Source organism: Paenibacillus sp. N119s (assembly GCF_059447605.1).
Window position 1 is genome coordinate 1 of the sequence record NZ_JCAJRU010000108.1, and the last position, 15930, is coordinate 15930.

15 protein-coding genes are annotated in these 15930 nt (G+C 45.9%); 6 read left to right on the forward strand and 9 right to left on the reverse strand.

Annotation, left to right across the window (positions count from 1 at the left end; genetic code table 11):
• A partial coding sequence (locus AC5V8P_RS13770) for an MFS transporter (protein ID WP_495473684.1) occupies window positions 1-1160 on the forward strand: 1160 nt, incomplete at its 5' end.
• 85 nt (window positions 1161-1245) lie between these two features.
• Here AC5V8P_RS13770 and AC5V8P_RS13775 read toward each other — a convergent pair.
• From AC5V8P_RS13775 to AC5V8P_RS13785, 3 genes are read right to left on the reverse strand one after another with little or no spacing between them, the layout of a single operon-like run.
• A complete protein-coding gene (locus AC5V8P_RS13775; RefSeq protein ID WP_063211273.1) occupies window positions 1246-1998 on the reverse strand; it encodes an amino acid ABC transporter ATP-binding protein in 753 nt (250 codons plus the stop codon).
• Window positions 1999-2012: 14 nt separating this feature from the next.
• The gene (locus AC5V8P_RS13780) at window positions 2013-2681 is read right to left on the reverse strand and encodes an amino acid ABC transporter permease (protein WP_025676010.1); all 669 of its coding nucleotides are present in this window, start codon (window positions 2679-2681) and stop codon (window positions 2013-2015) included.
• A gap of 41 nt (window positions 2682-2722) precedes the next feature.
• Entirely contained in the window at window positions 2723-3574 is an 852-nt protein-coding gene (locus AC5V8P_RS13785) for an amino acid ABC transporter substrate-binding protein (RefSeq protein ID WP_064796871.1), read from the reverse strand.
• A gap of 279 nt (window positions 3575-3853) precedes the next feature.
• Between AC5V8P_RS13785 and AC5V8P_RS13790 the strand changes: the two genes are divergently transcribed.
• A complete protein-coding gene (locus tag AC5V8P_RS13790) occupies window positions 3854-5146 on the forward strand; it encodes an MFS transporter (RefSeq protein WP_064796803.1) in 1293 nt (430 codons plus the stop codon).
• 126 nt (window positions 5147-5272) lie between these two features.
• Here the strand turns inward: AC5V8P_RS13790 and AC5V8P_RS13795 are convergent, their stop codons facing one another.
• Window positions 5273-5530, reverse strand: a complete 258-nt coding sequence (locus tag AC5V8P_RS13795) for a GlsB/YeaQ/YmgE family stress response membrane protein (protein WP_013372531.1) — start codon at window positions 5528-5530, stop codon at window positions 5273-5275.
• 296 nt (window positions 5531-5826) lie between these two features.
• Between AC5V8P_RS13795 and AC5V8P_RS13800 the strand changes: the two genes are divergently transcribed.
• Both AC5V8P_RS13800 and AC5V8P_RS13805 read left to right on the forward strand, forming a co-directional pair.
• Window positions 5827-6090 carry a YkgJ family cysteine cluster protein gene (locus AC5V8P_RS13800; protein WP_187360661.1) on the forward strand — a complete coding sequence of 88 codons (264 nt, stop codon included), beginning with the start codon at window positions 5827-5829 and terminating at the stop codon, window positions 6088-6090.
• Window positions 6091-6126: 36 nt separating this feature from the next.
• On the forward strand, window positions 6127-7083 hold the full coding sequence (locus AC5V8P_RS13805) for an acetylxylan esterase (protein ID WP_064796804.1): 957 nt from the start codon (window positions 6127-6129) through the stop codon (window positions 7081-7083).
• A 160-nt stretch (window positions 7084-7243) separates the two neighbouring features.
• Here the strand turns inward: AC5V8P_RS13805 and AC5V8P_RS13810 are convergent, their stop codons facing one another.
• Window positions 7244-7567: a DUF3817 domain-containing protein gene (locus tag AC5V8P_RS13810; protein WP_064796805.1), complete on the reverse strand. Its 324-nt coding sequence runs from the start codon at window positions 7565-7567 to the stop codon at window positions 7244-7246.
• Window positions 7568-7719: 152 nt separating this feature from the next.
• Between AC5V8P_RS13810 and AC5V8P_RS13815 the strand changes: the two genes are divergently transcribed.
• The gene (locus AC5V8P_RS13815) at window positions 7720-8724 is read left to right on the forward strand and encodes an LLM class flavin-dependent oxidoreductase (protein ID WP_063211281.1); all 1005 of its coding nucleotides are present in this window, start codon (window positions 7720-7722) and stop codon (window positions 8722-8724) included.
• Between the two features lie 281 nt (window positions 8725-9005).
• On the opposite strand, the gene AC5V8P_RS13820 is transcribed toward AC5V8P_RS13815, so the two are convergent.
• From AC5V8P_RS13820 to AC5V8P_RS13835, 4 genes are all read right to left on the reverse strand, one after another.
• Window positions 9006-10610 (reverse strand): cellulase family glycosylhydrolase, encoded by a 1605-nt coding sequence (locus AC5V8P_RS13820; RefSeq protein WP_064796806.1) that lies wholly within the window; start codon window positions 10608-10610, stop codon window positions 9006-9008.
• Window positions 10611-11019: 409 nt separating this feature from the next.
• Window positions 11020-11271 (reverse strand): hypothetical protein, encoded by a 252-nt coding sequence (locus AC5V8P_RS13825; protein WP_064796807.1) that lies wholly within the window; start codon window positions 11269-11271, stop codon window positions 11020-11022.
• A gap of 210 nt (window positions 11272-11481) precedes the next feature.
• Window positions 11482-13242 carry a dihydroxyacetone kinase subunit DhaK gene (dhaK, locus tag AC5V8P_RS13830; protein WP_064796808.1) on the reverse strand — a complete coding sequence of 587 codons (1761 nt, stop codon included), beginning with the start codon at window positions 13240-13242 and terminating at the stop codon, window positions 11482-11484.
• Window position 13243: 1 nt separating this feature from the next.
• The gene (locus AC5V8P_RS13835) at window positions 13244-14377 is read right to left on the reverse strand and encodes a glycerol dehydrogenase (protein ID WP_064796809.1); all 1134 of its coding nucleotides are present in this window, start codon (window positions 14375-14377) and stop codon (window positions 13244-13246) included.
• 188 nt (window positions 14378-14565) lie between these two features.
• Here AC5V8P_RS13835 and AC5V8P_RS13840 point away from each other — a divergent pair, with 188 nt between their 5' ends.
• Window positions 14566-15597: a PocR ligand-binding domain-containing protein gene (locus tag AC5V8P_RS13840; RefSeq protein ID WP_064796810.1), complete on the forward strand. Its 1032-nt coding sequence runs from the start codon at window positions 14566-14568 to the stop codon at window positions 15595-15597.
• Window positions 15598-15930: the final 333 nt, after the last annotated feature.

Sequence of the window (15930 nt, forward strand, 5' to 3'; positions counted from 1 at the left end):
TGAAAAGAATACTCGCAATTCTCATGATCAATATATTTATTGTGATGGTCGGCGTTGGTTTGATTACCCCTATTCTGCCGGAACTAATCATTGAATTTGGTGCCAGTGGGCGGGCCATCGGTTTATTGGTAGCAGCCTATGGCATAACGCAATTCCTGCTCTCGCCCATGACTGGGCAGCTGTCTGATCGATATGGGAGAAAAGTTTTTATCGTCGTAGGTGTCATTGTTTTTGCTGTAGCTAAATTTATGTTTGCAGTTGGAGATGAGCTGTGGATGCTGTATACCTCAAGACTTCTGGAAGGAGTGGCAGCAGCCCTGATTATTCCGCCCATGATGGCATATGTAGCAGATATCACCACAACCGAAGAACGTGCCAAAGGGAATAGTCTACTAGCAGCAGCGATGTCATTTGGATTTGTTATTGGTCCAGGACTTGGTGGCCTTCTTGCAGCTTATGGAACGAGAGTGCCGCTGTATACAGCAACAGGTGCGGCTATGATTGCAGTTATTTTTTCAATTGTTTGTTTACCTGAAAGTTTATCCAAAGAACAAATGAAGGCAGCACGGGCAACAATTCATCAAAGAGAGTCTATTTTCAAACAGTATGCAAGGTCTTTAAAGTCAAAATATGCGATATTCTTTGTCATTGTCCTGGTGATGACTTTTGGACTCGCTAACTTTGAATCCGTTCTTGGCTTATATGTAACGAACCGCTTCCAATTCTCACCGCAAAATATTTCAATCCTTCTGACCGCAGGGGCTGTGATCGGTGTCGGTATGCAAGCATTGGTTGTTGCTAAAATGATCAAGCAGTTTGGTGAAAAAAGGTTGCTCAAAGGCTCGCTTCTCTTCACCTCTGCTGCTTATATTTTATTTCTCTTCGCCAAAAACTTTTGGAGTATCTTTCTTGTGACTTCCCTTATTTTCTTTGCCACAGCTACGCTTCGTCCAGCTCTAAATACACAATTGTCGAAGATGGCAGGCAATGAGCAGGGATATGTAGCTGGTATAAATAATGCCTATATGAGTGTCGGGAATATTTTAGGTCCCACTCTAGCGGGTTTTTTATTTGATGCGAATATGTTCGCTCCATTTTTAACAGGCTGTTGTATTCTCTTGATGACCTTCTTAATTACATTAAAAATGAAAGTAAAATAAAAGAGGATCACTGATGAAAAAAAGGCAGCTACTGACCTGGGGGCGTTATTTTTAACCCCCGGCTATAGCTGCCTGTCTGTTCAGTTTATTCCGTTTCCCCACTCAGTCGATCCAGAAACTGGATAGCCCGTGGACTGGTAGGCTGCTCCAGCACCTGATATGGCGTACCCTGCTCAATGATTACGCCCTGATCCATTAAGATTACATGGTCCGCAACCTCTGCCGCAAATTTCATTTCGTGGGTGACAATAACCATCGTCATCCCTTCGGCAGCCAATTGCTTCATGACCTTGAGCACCTCACCTACCAATTCGGGATCAAGAGCAGAGGTGGGCTCGTCGAACAAAAGCACCTCTGGTTCAACCGCCATTGCCCGGGCAATACCGACTCGCTGTTGTTGTCCTCCCGACAATTGATGTGGGTAGGATTCGGCTTTCTCAGCCAAACCTACCTTCTTCAGCAGCTCCAATGCCCGTTTGCGCGCCTCGTCCTTGCTCTTTTTCTGAACCGTGACTTGCCCCTCCATCACATTTTGTACGGCAGTCATATGCGGAAATAGGTTGTAGGATTGGAATACCATCCCTGTCCGCTTACGCAGCGCCAAAATGTTTTCTTGCCGAAGCTTCGTTCCTTTCGCAAAATTCAGGGCAATATCACCTACCTGAATTTCTCCTTGGTCGGGAACCTCCAGCAAATTCAAGCAGCGTAAAAGCGTTGTTTTACCCGAACCGGAAGGACCGATAATCACGAGCACTTTCCCTTTATCCAAGGTCACGTCAATCCCCTTAAGCACTTCCAGCGAGCCGAACGACTTGTGTATATTCCGAATTTGGATCACCGGTACAATCTCCTTTATCTAACGGAAAAACGGCTCAGGCGCTTTTCCAAATAATTTTGCAGCACAGTCAATATCGTGCTAAACAGCAGGTAAATAACTCCAGCCTCAGTATACACTAGCAACGGTTCGTAGGTGGTAGCTACAATCTGATTAGCCGTTCTGAACATTTCCACATAGGTGATAGTGGCAGCCAGTGAGGTATCCTTTACCAAGCTGATGAATGAATTGGCCAGCGGAGGTACGGACACTCGGGAAGCTTGAGGAAGCACGATCCGCCGCAGCACTTGCCAGCGTGTCATCCCCAAGGAATATCCCGCCTCCCACTGCCCCTCCTGAATGGAAATAATAGCCGCACGCATAATTTCAGAGCTGTAGGCCCCAACGCTAAGCGTAAATCCGATCACGGAAGCAATAAAGGGGTCCAGTGTAATACCCACAGAAGGTAAACCGTAGAAAATAATATACAATTGCACCAGCAAAGGAGTTCCTCGAATCACCCATACATAGAAGCCGAAAATCAGCTTGAGTATTCTCCATTTGGACAACCGGGCGAGTGCAGTGATCAGCGCTAGCACCAGTCCCAGAGCAAATGAGATCAGGGTGAGCGGAATCGTAAAAGAAACCCCTGCTTTTAGCAGAGGCAATAATGAATCCATAATAATTTGTATTTGGCGATCATCCATTGTACAGACATCCTTTAAAAAGAAGGTTTGGTCTTCATTTATTATTTGGAAACGTCGGCTCCGAAATATTTCTCGGAAATTTTCAAGTACGTACCGTCAGCCTTCATATCAGCCAATGCTTTGTTGACTGCCTTGATCAAATCTTCGCTGCCTTTATTAAATACAGCTGCACTGTGTGACGCATCCGCAGATTCGTCCACCTTTTTGATCGGAGCATCAGGCTTTTGCTTTTTCAGATCGAGATAGGATAATCCGTCGTTGACGGTTGCGTCTACCCGTTTGGAAGTGAGAAGGTCAATAGCTTGGTTGAAGCCTTCGGTTGCTACAATTTCCGCCCCGTTGCTTTTCGCGATTTGAGTCAGGTTGCTGGTCAAGGATTGTCCTGCCTTTTTACCTTTTAGATCAGCAAATTTGTGGATGTCAGTATTATCTTCACTCACGATCAGAACCGCCTTGGAGACGATGTACGGATCGGAGAAATCATATTTTTGCTTACGCTTATCTGTAATGGAAACTTCATTGAATACCGTGTCAAACCGCTTGGAGTTCAAGCCTGCAAAAATGCCGTCCCATTGTGTCTCGATAAATTCCGGTTGCACCCCCAGACGCTTACTTACTTCAGTTGCAATATCAACATCAAAGCCTGTCAGTTTTCCAGCAGCATCATGGTACGTAAACGGAGCATAGGTACCTTCCGTACCGATTCTCAGCTTGCCACTCGCTTTGACAGATTCAAGAGTTGCCGCAGCAGTTGTATCTGCTTTTCCATTATTAGAACCGTTCTCTCCCGTAGATGCATTGTTCGTGCTAGCGCCTTTATCATTGTTGCCGCAAGCCGAAACAAGCAATGCCATCACGATGAGCACAATCGGTAAAAAATTAAGTTTTCTCATGTTATCCACACTCTTTCCTTTTTCTTGATAACCTAACGCAGGCTGGTCATTGAATAGTACATCATTCATTTTCACACGTCAATGCTTTTACCCAATAATCCCTATCCAAAAGGTTTGTTATATTGTTTTTATCATGCAATACGATTCTAGGTTGACTCAATCATAGGTAGACTATTCATTTTCGCTCTCTTCGCAGTAACTTTTTGTGTACCATTACATAAGAGATTTCGTATAATAGGTTTTAATATGCAGATTAGAAATATTTACCGGAGTGTGATCATGGATACCCAAAATTCAACTTTATCCCCCGAAGGAAGGCACTCAGCCTGGGCTACCTTTACTTCACCATTAAAGCAGTCCAAAGCGTTCACCCTCTTGTGGCTTGGACATTGGATCGCTATGTTAGGGAGCTCCGTCACGACAGTCATTTTGCCACTGGTTATCTATTCTCTGACAGGCTCGACCACCATCATGGGACTGGCGATGACGGTTTATATGCTGCCAAACGTACTTATTCTTCCTTTCGCAGGAATGATTGTGGACCGAATTGACCGGATTCGTCTCCTTTTGTTCACGAATATCGCCCGCTTTGGTCTGATGTTCGTTGCAGCTGTGCTGATGTTTACGGGCGGAATGAAATTGCCGTTTCTATTCATTGGCCTTGCATTGTACGGATTGATGGATGGTATCTTTAATCCGGCTTATTCGGCCTTACGGGCACAGATTTTCACGCCCGACATCCGCAATGCTGCCAATGCGCTAAGTCAAATCAGTATACAAGCCGTTCGTTTACTCGGTCCTCCGTTAGGAGGCTTTATTGTATCCTTTTCCTCCCCAGGTGTCGGCTTTGGACTGGATTCTATCGCTTATCTGGTATCCTTCTCTTGTTTTTGGATGCTAAGCGCTCATTTGGCCTCCGTCATTGGCAACCGTCAATCCGATTCAGAACAGGAGGATCAGGGTGGACAACATTTTCTCAAGGATTTTATAGCAGGCTTCGCTATTCTCAAAAGCCATCCTTGGCTATGGATCACGATTCTTGCCTTTTCCTTCATTAATATTTGTTATTCCGGTATTATCACTGTACTCATTCCGTGGCTGTTCAAGGTTCATCATGGCTATAATCCAGTCGTATATGGCACGGCAATGGCAAGCAGTGGTATTGGTGCCATGCTGGGAGCCTTTGTGTATGGATCACGCAAGCATTGGAAGCACCGCGGCCTGCTCGCTTACTTAGGAGCTTTTGTCAGCGGTCTTGCCTTGCTGCTGTTGTCTATAGTCACCTGGATGCCAGGATTGATTCTAAGCATGATGCTCGAAGGATTTGGCATTATGATCTTTGCGATTATCTGGGAGACAAGCCTGCAGGAACTAGTTCCCGCTGAATCCTTTGGACGTGTAGCGAGTCTGGATCTGATGTTCTCCTTTGCACTGCTTCCTGTTGGCTATCTGGCCGTAGGTGCCGTGGCGGACAAGCTTGGTGGGATCCTTACCATTGCCATGTTTGCAACCATTGGCATGTGTATCGTATTGGGGGTTCTAATTGTTCCTCATATCAGGCGTTTTCAATAGGAAACCATGTAAACTCTTCGCAAAAAAAGCTGCTCCCACAGGTTCATCTTGTGAACCTTGCAGAAGCAGCTTTTTCCATTTTGCCTGCGCCCCATAGGGGGCACGTCTATTCACTGATTCGTAAAGTTAGCCTCTGCTCCGTCCAACGGAACGGAAGATCAAGCTTACAATTACGACCAGCACAATCGCACCAATTAATGCAGGAACGATGTAGAACGATCCGATTTCAGGACCCCAGTCTCCCAGAATCAAGCTACCCAACCATCCACCGATAAAACCAGCGATGATGTTACCAATCACACCACCCGGAACATCACGACCTGCGATAATTCCTGCCAACCAACCAATAATACCACCAACAATCAATGCCCATAACCAACTCATTTTGCGTCACCTCGTTTTAGTTTTTATCGTTGTGTTCTATTATTAACCACTCGAACTCCTTTTGAATACACAGAGACCGATTGGTTAATATTACCACTCAATGGAACGCTGATTTGGGGGCTCGATACCATCCTACGTTCCCCCCAAACTATTTATGCTCTTTGTGTGGAAAGTGTGTCTCCTATCCGTTTTATCCTTGTATTCCTGCCTTTTTTGTGCCATCCTCACATTATGGCTTCATTGAAGTCACTTCATGCATAAGGTACAAAAATAACAGATTAGAAGGAGTGACTCCATTGGAGTGTCGAGTAGGATGTGCCGCGTGTTGCATTGCCATTACGATTTCTTCCCCTATTCCCGGCATGCCAGATGGAAAACCCGCTGGTGTTCCTTGCCCTCAGCTCACGCCCGACTATCGTTGCCAATTATTCGGCAAACCTGAGCGACCTGCTGTATGCAGTGGCTTTCATGCTGATGAGGATACATGCGGAGACACTAATGAACAAGCATTTGAGCTGCTGAGAGAGCTGGAAAAGTCCACTTTACCAAGTAAAGCATAAGGCGAACTCATTCGATATGAAGGAGAATTTTTGATTATGAATGTTATTGAAAAAAGAATTGCCGAATTGAAGCAGTATGATCCTGATCTTACCACCCCTAAAGATATGGATTTATTCTGGGACAAAACACTGAAAGAAGCTCAAGCCAAACCTGTACGTGCGTTCAAAACGCCCATAGAAACACCGTACCCTCATATGATGGCCTATCGGGTTACTTTTGAGGGGGTCGATGAAACGCCTCTGCATGCCTGGTATGTTCGCCCCCGATTTGCTGGAGATCAAAAGCTGCCGTGCATCGTTCTATTTCATGGCTACACAGGCGGAAAAGGCTATCCTGAAGATTATTCATCCTGGCTAATGCTGGGCTTTGCTGTATTGGCAGTAGATGTCCGTGGTCAGGGAGGAGAAACGGGAGATCATCGGAAAGACCCCCACGGGACAGTTAAAGGTTGGGTCACAAAAGGAATATTGGACAAGGATACCTGCTACTACAAAACGATTACAACCGATGCCCTTAGAGCTGTAGATTGGGCGGCGGAGCAGTCCGATGTCGACTCGGCTAAAATCGCCATTAGCGGCGCGAGCCAGGGCGGTGGGCTTGCATTAATGGTGGCTGCGCTCAGCGATAAAGCTGCAACTACAGTAGCAGACATTCCCAATATGTGTCATATGGATTTTGGTATGATGAATTCTACCAGTTCACTGACTGAAGCTGCCGAATTTGCAAACCGCTTTCCTGAGCATTTAGAGCAGGTACTACATACATTAAGTTATTTTGACGTGATGAATTTGGCTCATCGCATTCGTATCCCGGTCATGGTATCTGTAGGATTGAAAGATACAGTGTGTATGCCAGAGACGATTTTCGCCGCTTATAACCGCATTCAATCATCCAAAACGATTGAAGTTTATCCGTTCACCGGACATTGGGTTGAAGGTTTCCACAGACGCAAGACGGCTGAATTTTTAGTTCAAACTCTCGCATTACATTGAGTTGACGGTTTCCTTCGGTTTCGGTGCATAAAAAAAGAAAGAACACCACGCATCCATCTGCGCAATGTTCTTTCTACTGCATCGAAGCAAGTCCGCTTCTAAAAACAAGAGACAAAAGACAAACTCCTATGGCACTCACAACAAAACACCTCTACCAGGTTTACGATGCAGTTCGCTGTTCTGCTGCCGAATCCTCTGTCCATTTTCTCACCCAAACAAAATCCATAATCATTAGACCAAACGGAATGAAGGAGGCAAACATAATAAAAAGAGGTCTTCGTATAGACCAATGCAATGCGGTTTTTCCATAGATCAAAGCAACGAGGAGCAACAGAAAGCTTACCCGGTATATGTTACCAATCACCATAACCGCCTGGGTCATGCCCGCAGCTTGCAGCGGCTGATGGGTGAATAGTATCGCCAAATACGCTATAGCTTGAATCCAGAGCATGAGCCGTACACGCCCCAAAGGTGTTCTTAACACAAATTCAATCCCCTCTCCATGAGCAGGGATGTTCTCTCATCCCTTATGCATCTTTTATTATAACGAAAAGATCCTCAAACTCCAACCTATCCATTTTGGGTTTTGACCTAATGATTTGTGTCTGATACAGTTGTGTAAGAGGTGATTGCAAAATGCTTAAACTGGGTATACTGGACCAGTCTCATATTCCTGAAGGCGGTACCGCTCAAGATGCATTATCTAATACAACCCATTTAGCACGTGAAGCTGATCAACTAGGGTACAGCCGTTATTGGGTATCCGAGCATCATGCGTCCAAGACACTAGCGCACTCCAGCCCCGAGGTGCTGATCGCGCATTTGGCTGCTCATACATCGCGCATTCGTGTGGGTTCAGGCGGGATTATGCTTCCACACTATAGCGCATATAAAGTAGCTGAAAATTTCCGCTTGCTGGAAGCGCTCCACCCAGGACGTATTGACTTGGGAATAGGGCGTGCTCCAGGCGGCTTGCCACTGGCTACCCGCGCTTTGCAGGAAGGGAAATACCAAGCTGTCGAACAATATCCGCAGCAGATTTTAGATTTAATAGACTACTTCCATGATTCGGTGCCTGACAATCATCGGTTTGCCGGTCTTCACGCCTCCCCGATGATATCGACCGTTCCTGAATTATGGCTACTTGGCTCCAGCGGAGAGAGTGCCAGATTGGCCGCGATGATGGGCGCCTCCTATGCCTTTGCCCAATTTTTTGGTACTCCGGGCGGCATAGAAGCTACTGCGCGTTATCACGAGCAATTCATGCCTTCGATTTTAGGAGAGAAGCCCCGCTCCATGGCAGCAGTTACAGTAGCCTGCGCTGAAACCGAAGAGGAAGCTGAACAGTTGGCGTCCAGTGCTAGTTTGTATTTCCTTTTACTCATGCAGGGTAAAGAAATGAGTTCTCTCCCGTCGGTGGAAACAGCCATGTCCTATCCATATACGGAATTTGATCGTGAGCGGCTGCGTCAGTCCGCAGCATCGCGTGTTGTGGGTACACCTGAACAGTGTAAGGAACAACTGCTGAGACTGGCTGAGCAGTATCGTACTGATGAGTTACTGATCGTTTCATCGATTCATGACTTTGATAAGCGTGTTCAGTCCTATCGGCTGCTGGCCAAAGCTTTTAATTTGGTATAAACAGAAGGTTGAACTAAGGCTAATTTTCAGCACATTAAAACCCCCGCCTGCCTATAATGGCAACAGCGGGGGTTTGTTGTAGAGGATCGGTTCATTAGAACCAACCCATCCGTACTATAGAAGTAGTGTAGACACCACTAAAGTTTAATGCCGTATGGTACTTTGGTAGTATATACCATACACCAAAGGCGTACACACTGTACTTCATATCTTCAAAAGACCGCAACCAAAAGTCCTATATATCTTATTCGTTCAGTAGTTAGTAGTAGCTACAGCATATCCTAGGGTTCCATGCCCCATACCAGCTTACCTTGCTGATATACGGTGCCGTGGTCCCAGTCTGCAAATGCTGTTTGGGTTGCTCTATAGGAGTAATCGTTAGTCTCATCAAAATTGCTCCAATTCGCCGCGTGAATACGAGATTGAATTTCTCCGGTTTCGCCGCCGGGCTGAATCGTTCCCGCTCCATCTGTGAAAGAAATCTCCACATATTTATCAGCCTTGGACTTCGGATTTGGCAAAGTTACAAAAGTCGCTTTTACCTTTTCATTACCAATCTTGGCCCAATCTACAAAAAACTGCTGAGCTTGTTTGCTCTCATCTGTGTAATAGTAGCGAATTTTCAGGTCACTCAACTTCACAGTTGTTTTTCCGGTATTTTTGATATTAAATTGAGGCCGGATTGCATTATCCTTGGCGTTCGTGTCATCGGTGCGATATTGAAGCACAATCCCTTCATTATTACCGCCTGGTGTACTTCCACTGTGATCGCCACCGTTATTTCCACCATTGTTATTACTACCATTGTTGCCATCTCCGCCGCTATTCCCGCCGTTGCTTCCTCCACCATGATTGCTGGAGCCTTCCAGAATCGCCTGTTTTACAAATTTGCCGGAAACCGTTAATTGTGAATCAGGCCATCCACCCTTGCGGTCGGCACCAGGCAACAGGGCAGCAGAGGTCTCATTTTTGTCGGAAAGCGACCAATTGGCCCAACTGATTTTGCGACTGGCCATAAAATCAGTCCATACTTTGGATTCATTCAGGAACGGACCACCGTTACCCGAAGCGTCACTTGTACCCCACTCGGTAGCAAAAATGCCTACACCTTTGTTCAGGGCATAATCAATCCGATCACGTAAAGATTGTCCATGTGTACCTGCATAGAAATGCACGGTATATATTGTATTTTTATCTGGAAGCGGATGGTCTGCTGCATCTTGTACATCCTGGCTCCAGGTACCTGTTCCTACAATAATAATATTATCCGGATCCTTAGCGCGGATCACCTGAGTTACCTCAGATGCATAAGGCCGGATTTGATTGTTCCAGTTCACATTCCCATTTGGCTCATTAGCGAGTTCATAGATAACGTTGGGCAAATGACCATACTTGGTGGAAAATTCATTAAAGAAAGCTTTCGCTTCATTTTTATGAATGTTCGGATCGCCATCAGAGAGAATGTGCCAGTCAATAATGACGTACAGACCCAGTTTCTGTGCTGCCTCAATCGCTTCATTCACTTTGTTTTTCAATGAAGGGTTGGCAATATATCCGTTTTCTTCAGTGTACAATGCAACTCGAAATACGGAAATGCCCCAATCGTCCCGCAACCATTTCATGGTATCCTGATTTACCAGATCCCCAAACCACTGTACGCCATGAGAACTAATACCTTTGAGCTGTACAGGTTGTCCATTTTTATCCACCAGTTTACCGTTCTTTACTGAAAGTTGTCCGTAACGTTCCACAGGGGTCGTCCCGGCCGCCGCTGCTGTTTGTGCATTCCAATTGAATCCATTCGTTAATGTTAATAGCATCACTGCTGTTAATAGTACTGCTACTCTTTTTGCGATCCTTGGCAGGACCCATTGCCTGTTCATCATTTACACGTTCCTTCCTTTTTATAAAGTAGATGAGATTTATCAGTGCGTTGTTCTCTGCTTTTTTACCCCCTCCTTTATACAATAAGAGGATCAGGTCCAACATTCGCTGTCACTTACCTGTATATGGATGCTACTACTATTATAGTTATTTCTATATTGTATTACGACTTTATCTCAGAAAATGAATAGGAAGTCACGGTTTTGGGATTATGTATCCCTTGGTTGGCTACTGTAGAGTACTAAAGGGACAAAAGCCTCATGACCTATCGGAAAATTTGGATAATATCGGATGGTTAAATGGCTAAAAAAAGACTGCTTCCCGATGCCTAAGCCCGGTACAGCAGTCTTGTCATGATCTTATATGTGATCGAATAATGTAAAAATATCGTCTTATCGTGTGATGTCCCTATTACCCCTTAGCGGCAGCTTGAGGTTCTTGGGTCGCCTGATCTTCGTTCATCTCGCCGCCATCCGTCGCTTGATCTGTCAGTACAGTCTCAGATGAGTTACCCATTACCTCGTCTATAAGTTGTAGCCAAGGTTCTTCACTTCCTCCACAGCTCTCAATATCACCGAGCAGGGATTCTAGTGTGGTTCCTTCTTCTGGCAAATCAATAACTAAACTGTCTTCGTCAACTTGGATGGTGCAGCAGGTTTTCATTGTAAATCCCTCGCTTAATTCTTATTTGAGCACGCAGTACGCTTGCTCAGATGGGATAAACTCCCTCGGATTCACGGATAAGCCCTTTGAATCCGTCTGAAATTATAACGCTAATGCACCCCAATTGCAATGAACAAACCTTGAATTTTTAAGAATTAGCGAGTATAGAAGAACGAAGGGTTCATGGCAGTAATTTGGATATATAGACAATCAGCCCAAACATTCAGCAAGCTCTGTAAAAATTACTCCAAGCGCATAAGCCCCCGCATCTGGATAACCAAGACTTCTCTCTCCGACCGCTCCGGCACGTCCCATACGTGCCACGATGTCTTCTGTCTTTTTGGCCCCCAGTACAGCAGCTTGAGCACCTCGTACAAAGGCTGCCTTCACGTCAACATTTGATTTCGCGCTCTCTATCCAGCTATCGGCACAGGGCACTAATGCATCAATAAGCGTTTTATCACCAACGACGGCTCCTCTCCCGAAAGAACGTTCACCTGTCGATTGAATGCCTTGCACCGCAGCCTGCATCATATCTGCGAATTCGGCAACGGTCAGTTCGCTTCGATCGCCTGCAGATCGTGCCGCCGCGCGAAATGCCGAACCCCAGATTGGACCCGAAGCCCCACCACAGTATTCCATGATGACGAGCGAGCATGAATGTAGAAAGGTTCCCATCGTCAAAGATTCTTGGTCCAGGATGTCTCTCCATTCCCGTTTCAGCTGACGAAATCCCTTCGCCACACTCATGCCAAAGTCGCCGTCGCCTGCATGAGAATCAAGCTCGCAGAAAGGCACCTCATTCTTGATGATAACCGCACTCATTTTGTCAACCAGATAGATTAGATTGTTCAATGTAACCTTGTTATTCTCAATAGCCGCAAAATCAGGGGCGGTTTCCACCTCGAAAGATACCTGCCGATTTTCGTCTGCTACAGTTGAAAGATCCGTGAATTCAACGTGATCTACAGGTCCGGTTACCTTGAACGCAGGCGCGCTGCTTTCCTGGGAAAGTAGCGTTTTCAGTTCGTCGTCCAGCTTCATGATCGAAACTGAGATGCCCGCCATATCGATACTCGTCATATAATTGTTGACGAAAGCTCGATTGGTCTTGACCCCCTTCGCTGCTAGTTTGCGAGTGACCGCATAGTTGAAAAGGTACAGTTCTTGCAGAGGGGTACCTCCAAAACCATTTATCAGCAGAGCGATTTCCCCGCTGAATCCGTTTTCGATCTGCATGTCTCGAAGGAGATCACTTACCATTCTGTCTGCCAGCGTATCCGCATCCGTCAGCTTTTCGCGTCTGATACCAGGCTCACCGTGGATGCCGACGCCGTACTCCATTTCATCATCCCCAAGCTCAAACGTTGGCGAGCCCTTCGCCGGCACGGTACATGACGTCAAGGCGAATCCGATACTACGTACATTGGCCGCTGCTTTCTCGGCCACTGCTTTGACTTCCGCCAGACTACGGCCCTCTTCAGCCGCTGCACCCGCGATCTTATGCACAAGTACCGTACCTGCTACACCGCGCCGCCCAACCGTGTATAGGCTGTCTTCTACAGCGATGTCGTCTTCAACCTTTACATAATCCACTTCCAGACCGTCTTCAGCAGCGAGATGAGCGCCGTTTCTAAAGTTCATGATATCACCACTGTAGTTTTTGATAATCAGCAGTGTGCCTTTTTTCCCAGCTGTTGCTCGGATGGCCTGATACACTTGAATTTGCGAAGGAGAGGCAAAGACATCACCACAGACGGCTGCATCGAGCATCCCTTTGCCAACAAAGCCGGCGTGTGCAGGCTCGTGCCCACTGCCGCCGCCGCTGATGAGCGTTACTTTCTCCGTGTTCAGTTCCTTTTTCTTGAGTACTTTATATTTGGGCAGGAATTCCAACTCCGGATGTGCGAGCGCAATACCGCTGCACATCTCAAGGACCAAGTTCTCCGTACGGTTGATGACTTTTTTCATACTACTTTACCTCCGCTTTGTATTGGCTGCCGATTCGATCGGCCGCAGCAATGGCCGCCGCAACCTGCTCCACCGTGATCGGAAACGGCATCGCATGAATCGATTCCTCCTCAATGCAGGCCTTGGCAGCCACTTCCATCAGTTCTTCCGGGCTGATGTGATCCACGCCGATATCAGCCAGGCAGACTGGCAAACCGACAGTTAGACAGAAATCTAGCACCTGATGCAATTCCTCTGTCGGTGCGTTTTCGAGCACCAGCTGTGCGATCGTACCGAAGGCGACTTTCTCTCCATGGTAATAGTGGTGCGTACCTTCCAAAATAGTGAGTCCATCATGAATCGCATGGGCCGCAGCAAGTCCGCCGCTTTCGAAGCCAAGGCCTGAGAGTAAAATATTAGTTTCAACGATATTTTCGAGTGCTTGTGTAACTTGATTTTCATCGCATGCCGCTTTGGCTTTGGCGCCATCTTTTAAGAGCATTTCATAACATAACGTTGCAAGTGCCATCGCGGCATTCGTCCCTACGGCTGGAGCACACTGACCTTCGCGTACTCCGTTAGGTAGTCCGGCGTTAACCCTGGAGTAAGAACGGGAGGTCGCACGGGCTTCAAAGTAAGTCGAAAGTGCATCCCCCATACCTGATACGAGGAATCGGGTTGGTGCATTAGCGATTACAGTGGTGTCGACTAATACGACACTTGGGCTTTGTTTAAAATAAGCGTAATCGTCAAAGGCGCCTTCCGGGGTATAAAGAACGGCCGAATGACTTGTTGGCGCATCCGTCGCAGCAATCGTCGGACAGATAATAAGCGCTTCCCCTTGTGCCACACATTTCGCTGCATCAATCGCTTTGCCACCACCGAGACCAACGATGCAATCACATCCATTCGCAGTGGCGATTTCCTGAAGTCTAGACACTTCCTGTCTGGAACACTCACCCATAAAACCGCTTTCAACAAAGGTTACGTTATACTTTTCCGTAGTGGAATCAAGCTTATCTTTCACCCGTGCCACATCAGCAGGATGCGCGATCAGTAAAGCAGATTTGCCGAAGGTGCTCACATAGTAACCCAAATTCAACAATTCGTTTTCACCTTGTACATATTTGCTTGGGCTAATAAATGCTTTTCTCATCTATAATTCCTCCCTTTATTGTGTTGGTTTCGTTCTGAATTAAACTATAAACGAACCGTGTAAACTTTACATTGGAGGAATCAAGGAATATATTATAATCTGCAATCGTATTTTTTTGCACTGAAGAATGCAAATTGTACTTTCTTGTTGTTGCTTACAGGATAATTTACCACTAAGGGATGAGAAGCTTGATACGCGAACATTTGAGCATCCAGAAAATCTTTGACTTGAAAAAGTGGGAGCAGTTGCAGGATTCATTGGCATCCGTTACCAAATTGGCCATTCTCACCGTCGATTATAGAGGAAATCCCGTTACCAGCCACAGCCAATGCCAATCGTTCTGCAAGAAGGTTCGCCAAGATGAGAATCTCCTTCCTTATTGCCAAAAATGTGACTCTCGTGGTGGACTTGAGGCCGTGCGTTCTAACAAACCTTACATTTATCTCTGTCATTATGACATCGTTGACATCGCGGTACCGATCATTATCGACGATAAGTATATCGGCGCCGTCATGGCAGGCCAGGTTCGCCTAGCCGATCCTTCGAGCGCTTTACATTTGGAACAGATCCTCACGTCCAAAAATGAAAAGCTGTACAGCTCCAAATGGGAGGAACTTAAGGACTACTACGCCGATCTGCCGACAATGACCTATCAGGAAATTCAGATGATCTCCAACATGTTATCCTTATTATGTAATTATATTGTTGAAGAAGCGATGAACAAAAATCTTCTCGCGGAAATGTTTGAAAAGGCTTCGGCCATCCAGTCCACTCCGCAGTTATCCGAGATCCTTCCTGGCTACTCGCTGAAGCATATCGAAAGCCTTAAGAAAGAAATGAATAATATCTTAGCAGATGCCTATCTGAACTTCTCAGGGGATGAGGATATTCTGTGCGGAAATCCTGTACTGAAATCCGCCTTTGAATATATTTATGAGCACAAGGGTGAAAATTTTTCTCTAAAAGCCATGGCTGACTTGTGTCACATTAGTCCAAGCTATTTTAGCCGGCTGTTTGCCAAAGAAACGGGCGAAAATTTCTCCAGCTATCTTTCCCGCCTGAAGATGAAATGGGCGAAGCAACTGCTCGAAGCTACAGATATTCCGGTATCACAGATCAGTAGCGAGCTGGGTTTCAATGAGCCGGGGTATTTTATTAAAATATTCAAAAAGTATGAAGGCACGACACCTGCGGTGTACCGAAAGTATTACAAGGGATAAATAAACGAAAAAACAGATGATTCATGGGTCTTGTCATCACCAGAATCATCTGTTTATATTGGTCTTGGCTAAGCTACATAATCTGTGTGTACTGATCAGACTGCCTGAGCCCGAGCCAAATCGGTAAGAATGGCATGAGAATGAAGAATAGCAAAACGTTTATTATCCAATTTATAAATTTGCTTTTTCCCATCATCATGAACGGACATCTATATTCCCCTACTTATAATGGCGTGTTTTCTTTATTGCTACTGTAAGGTTCTGACTGATCCTGAGCATTCGGTTCATTGTGCATGGACTCAGTTTTTTTCTTACGGAATAATTTAGCAAAAA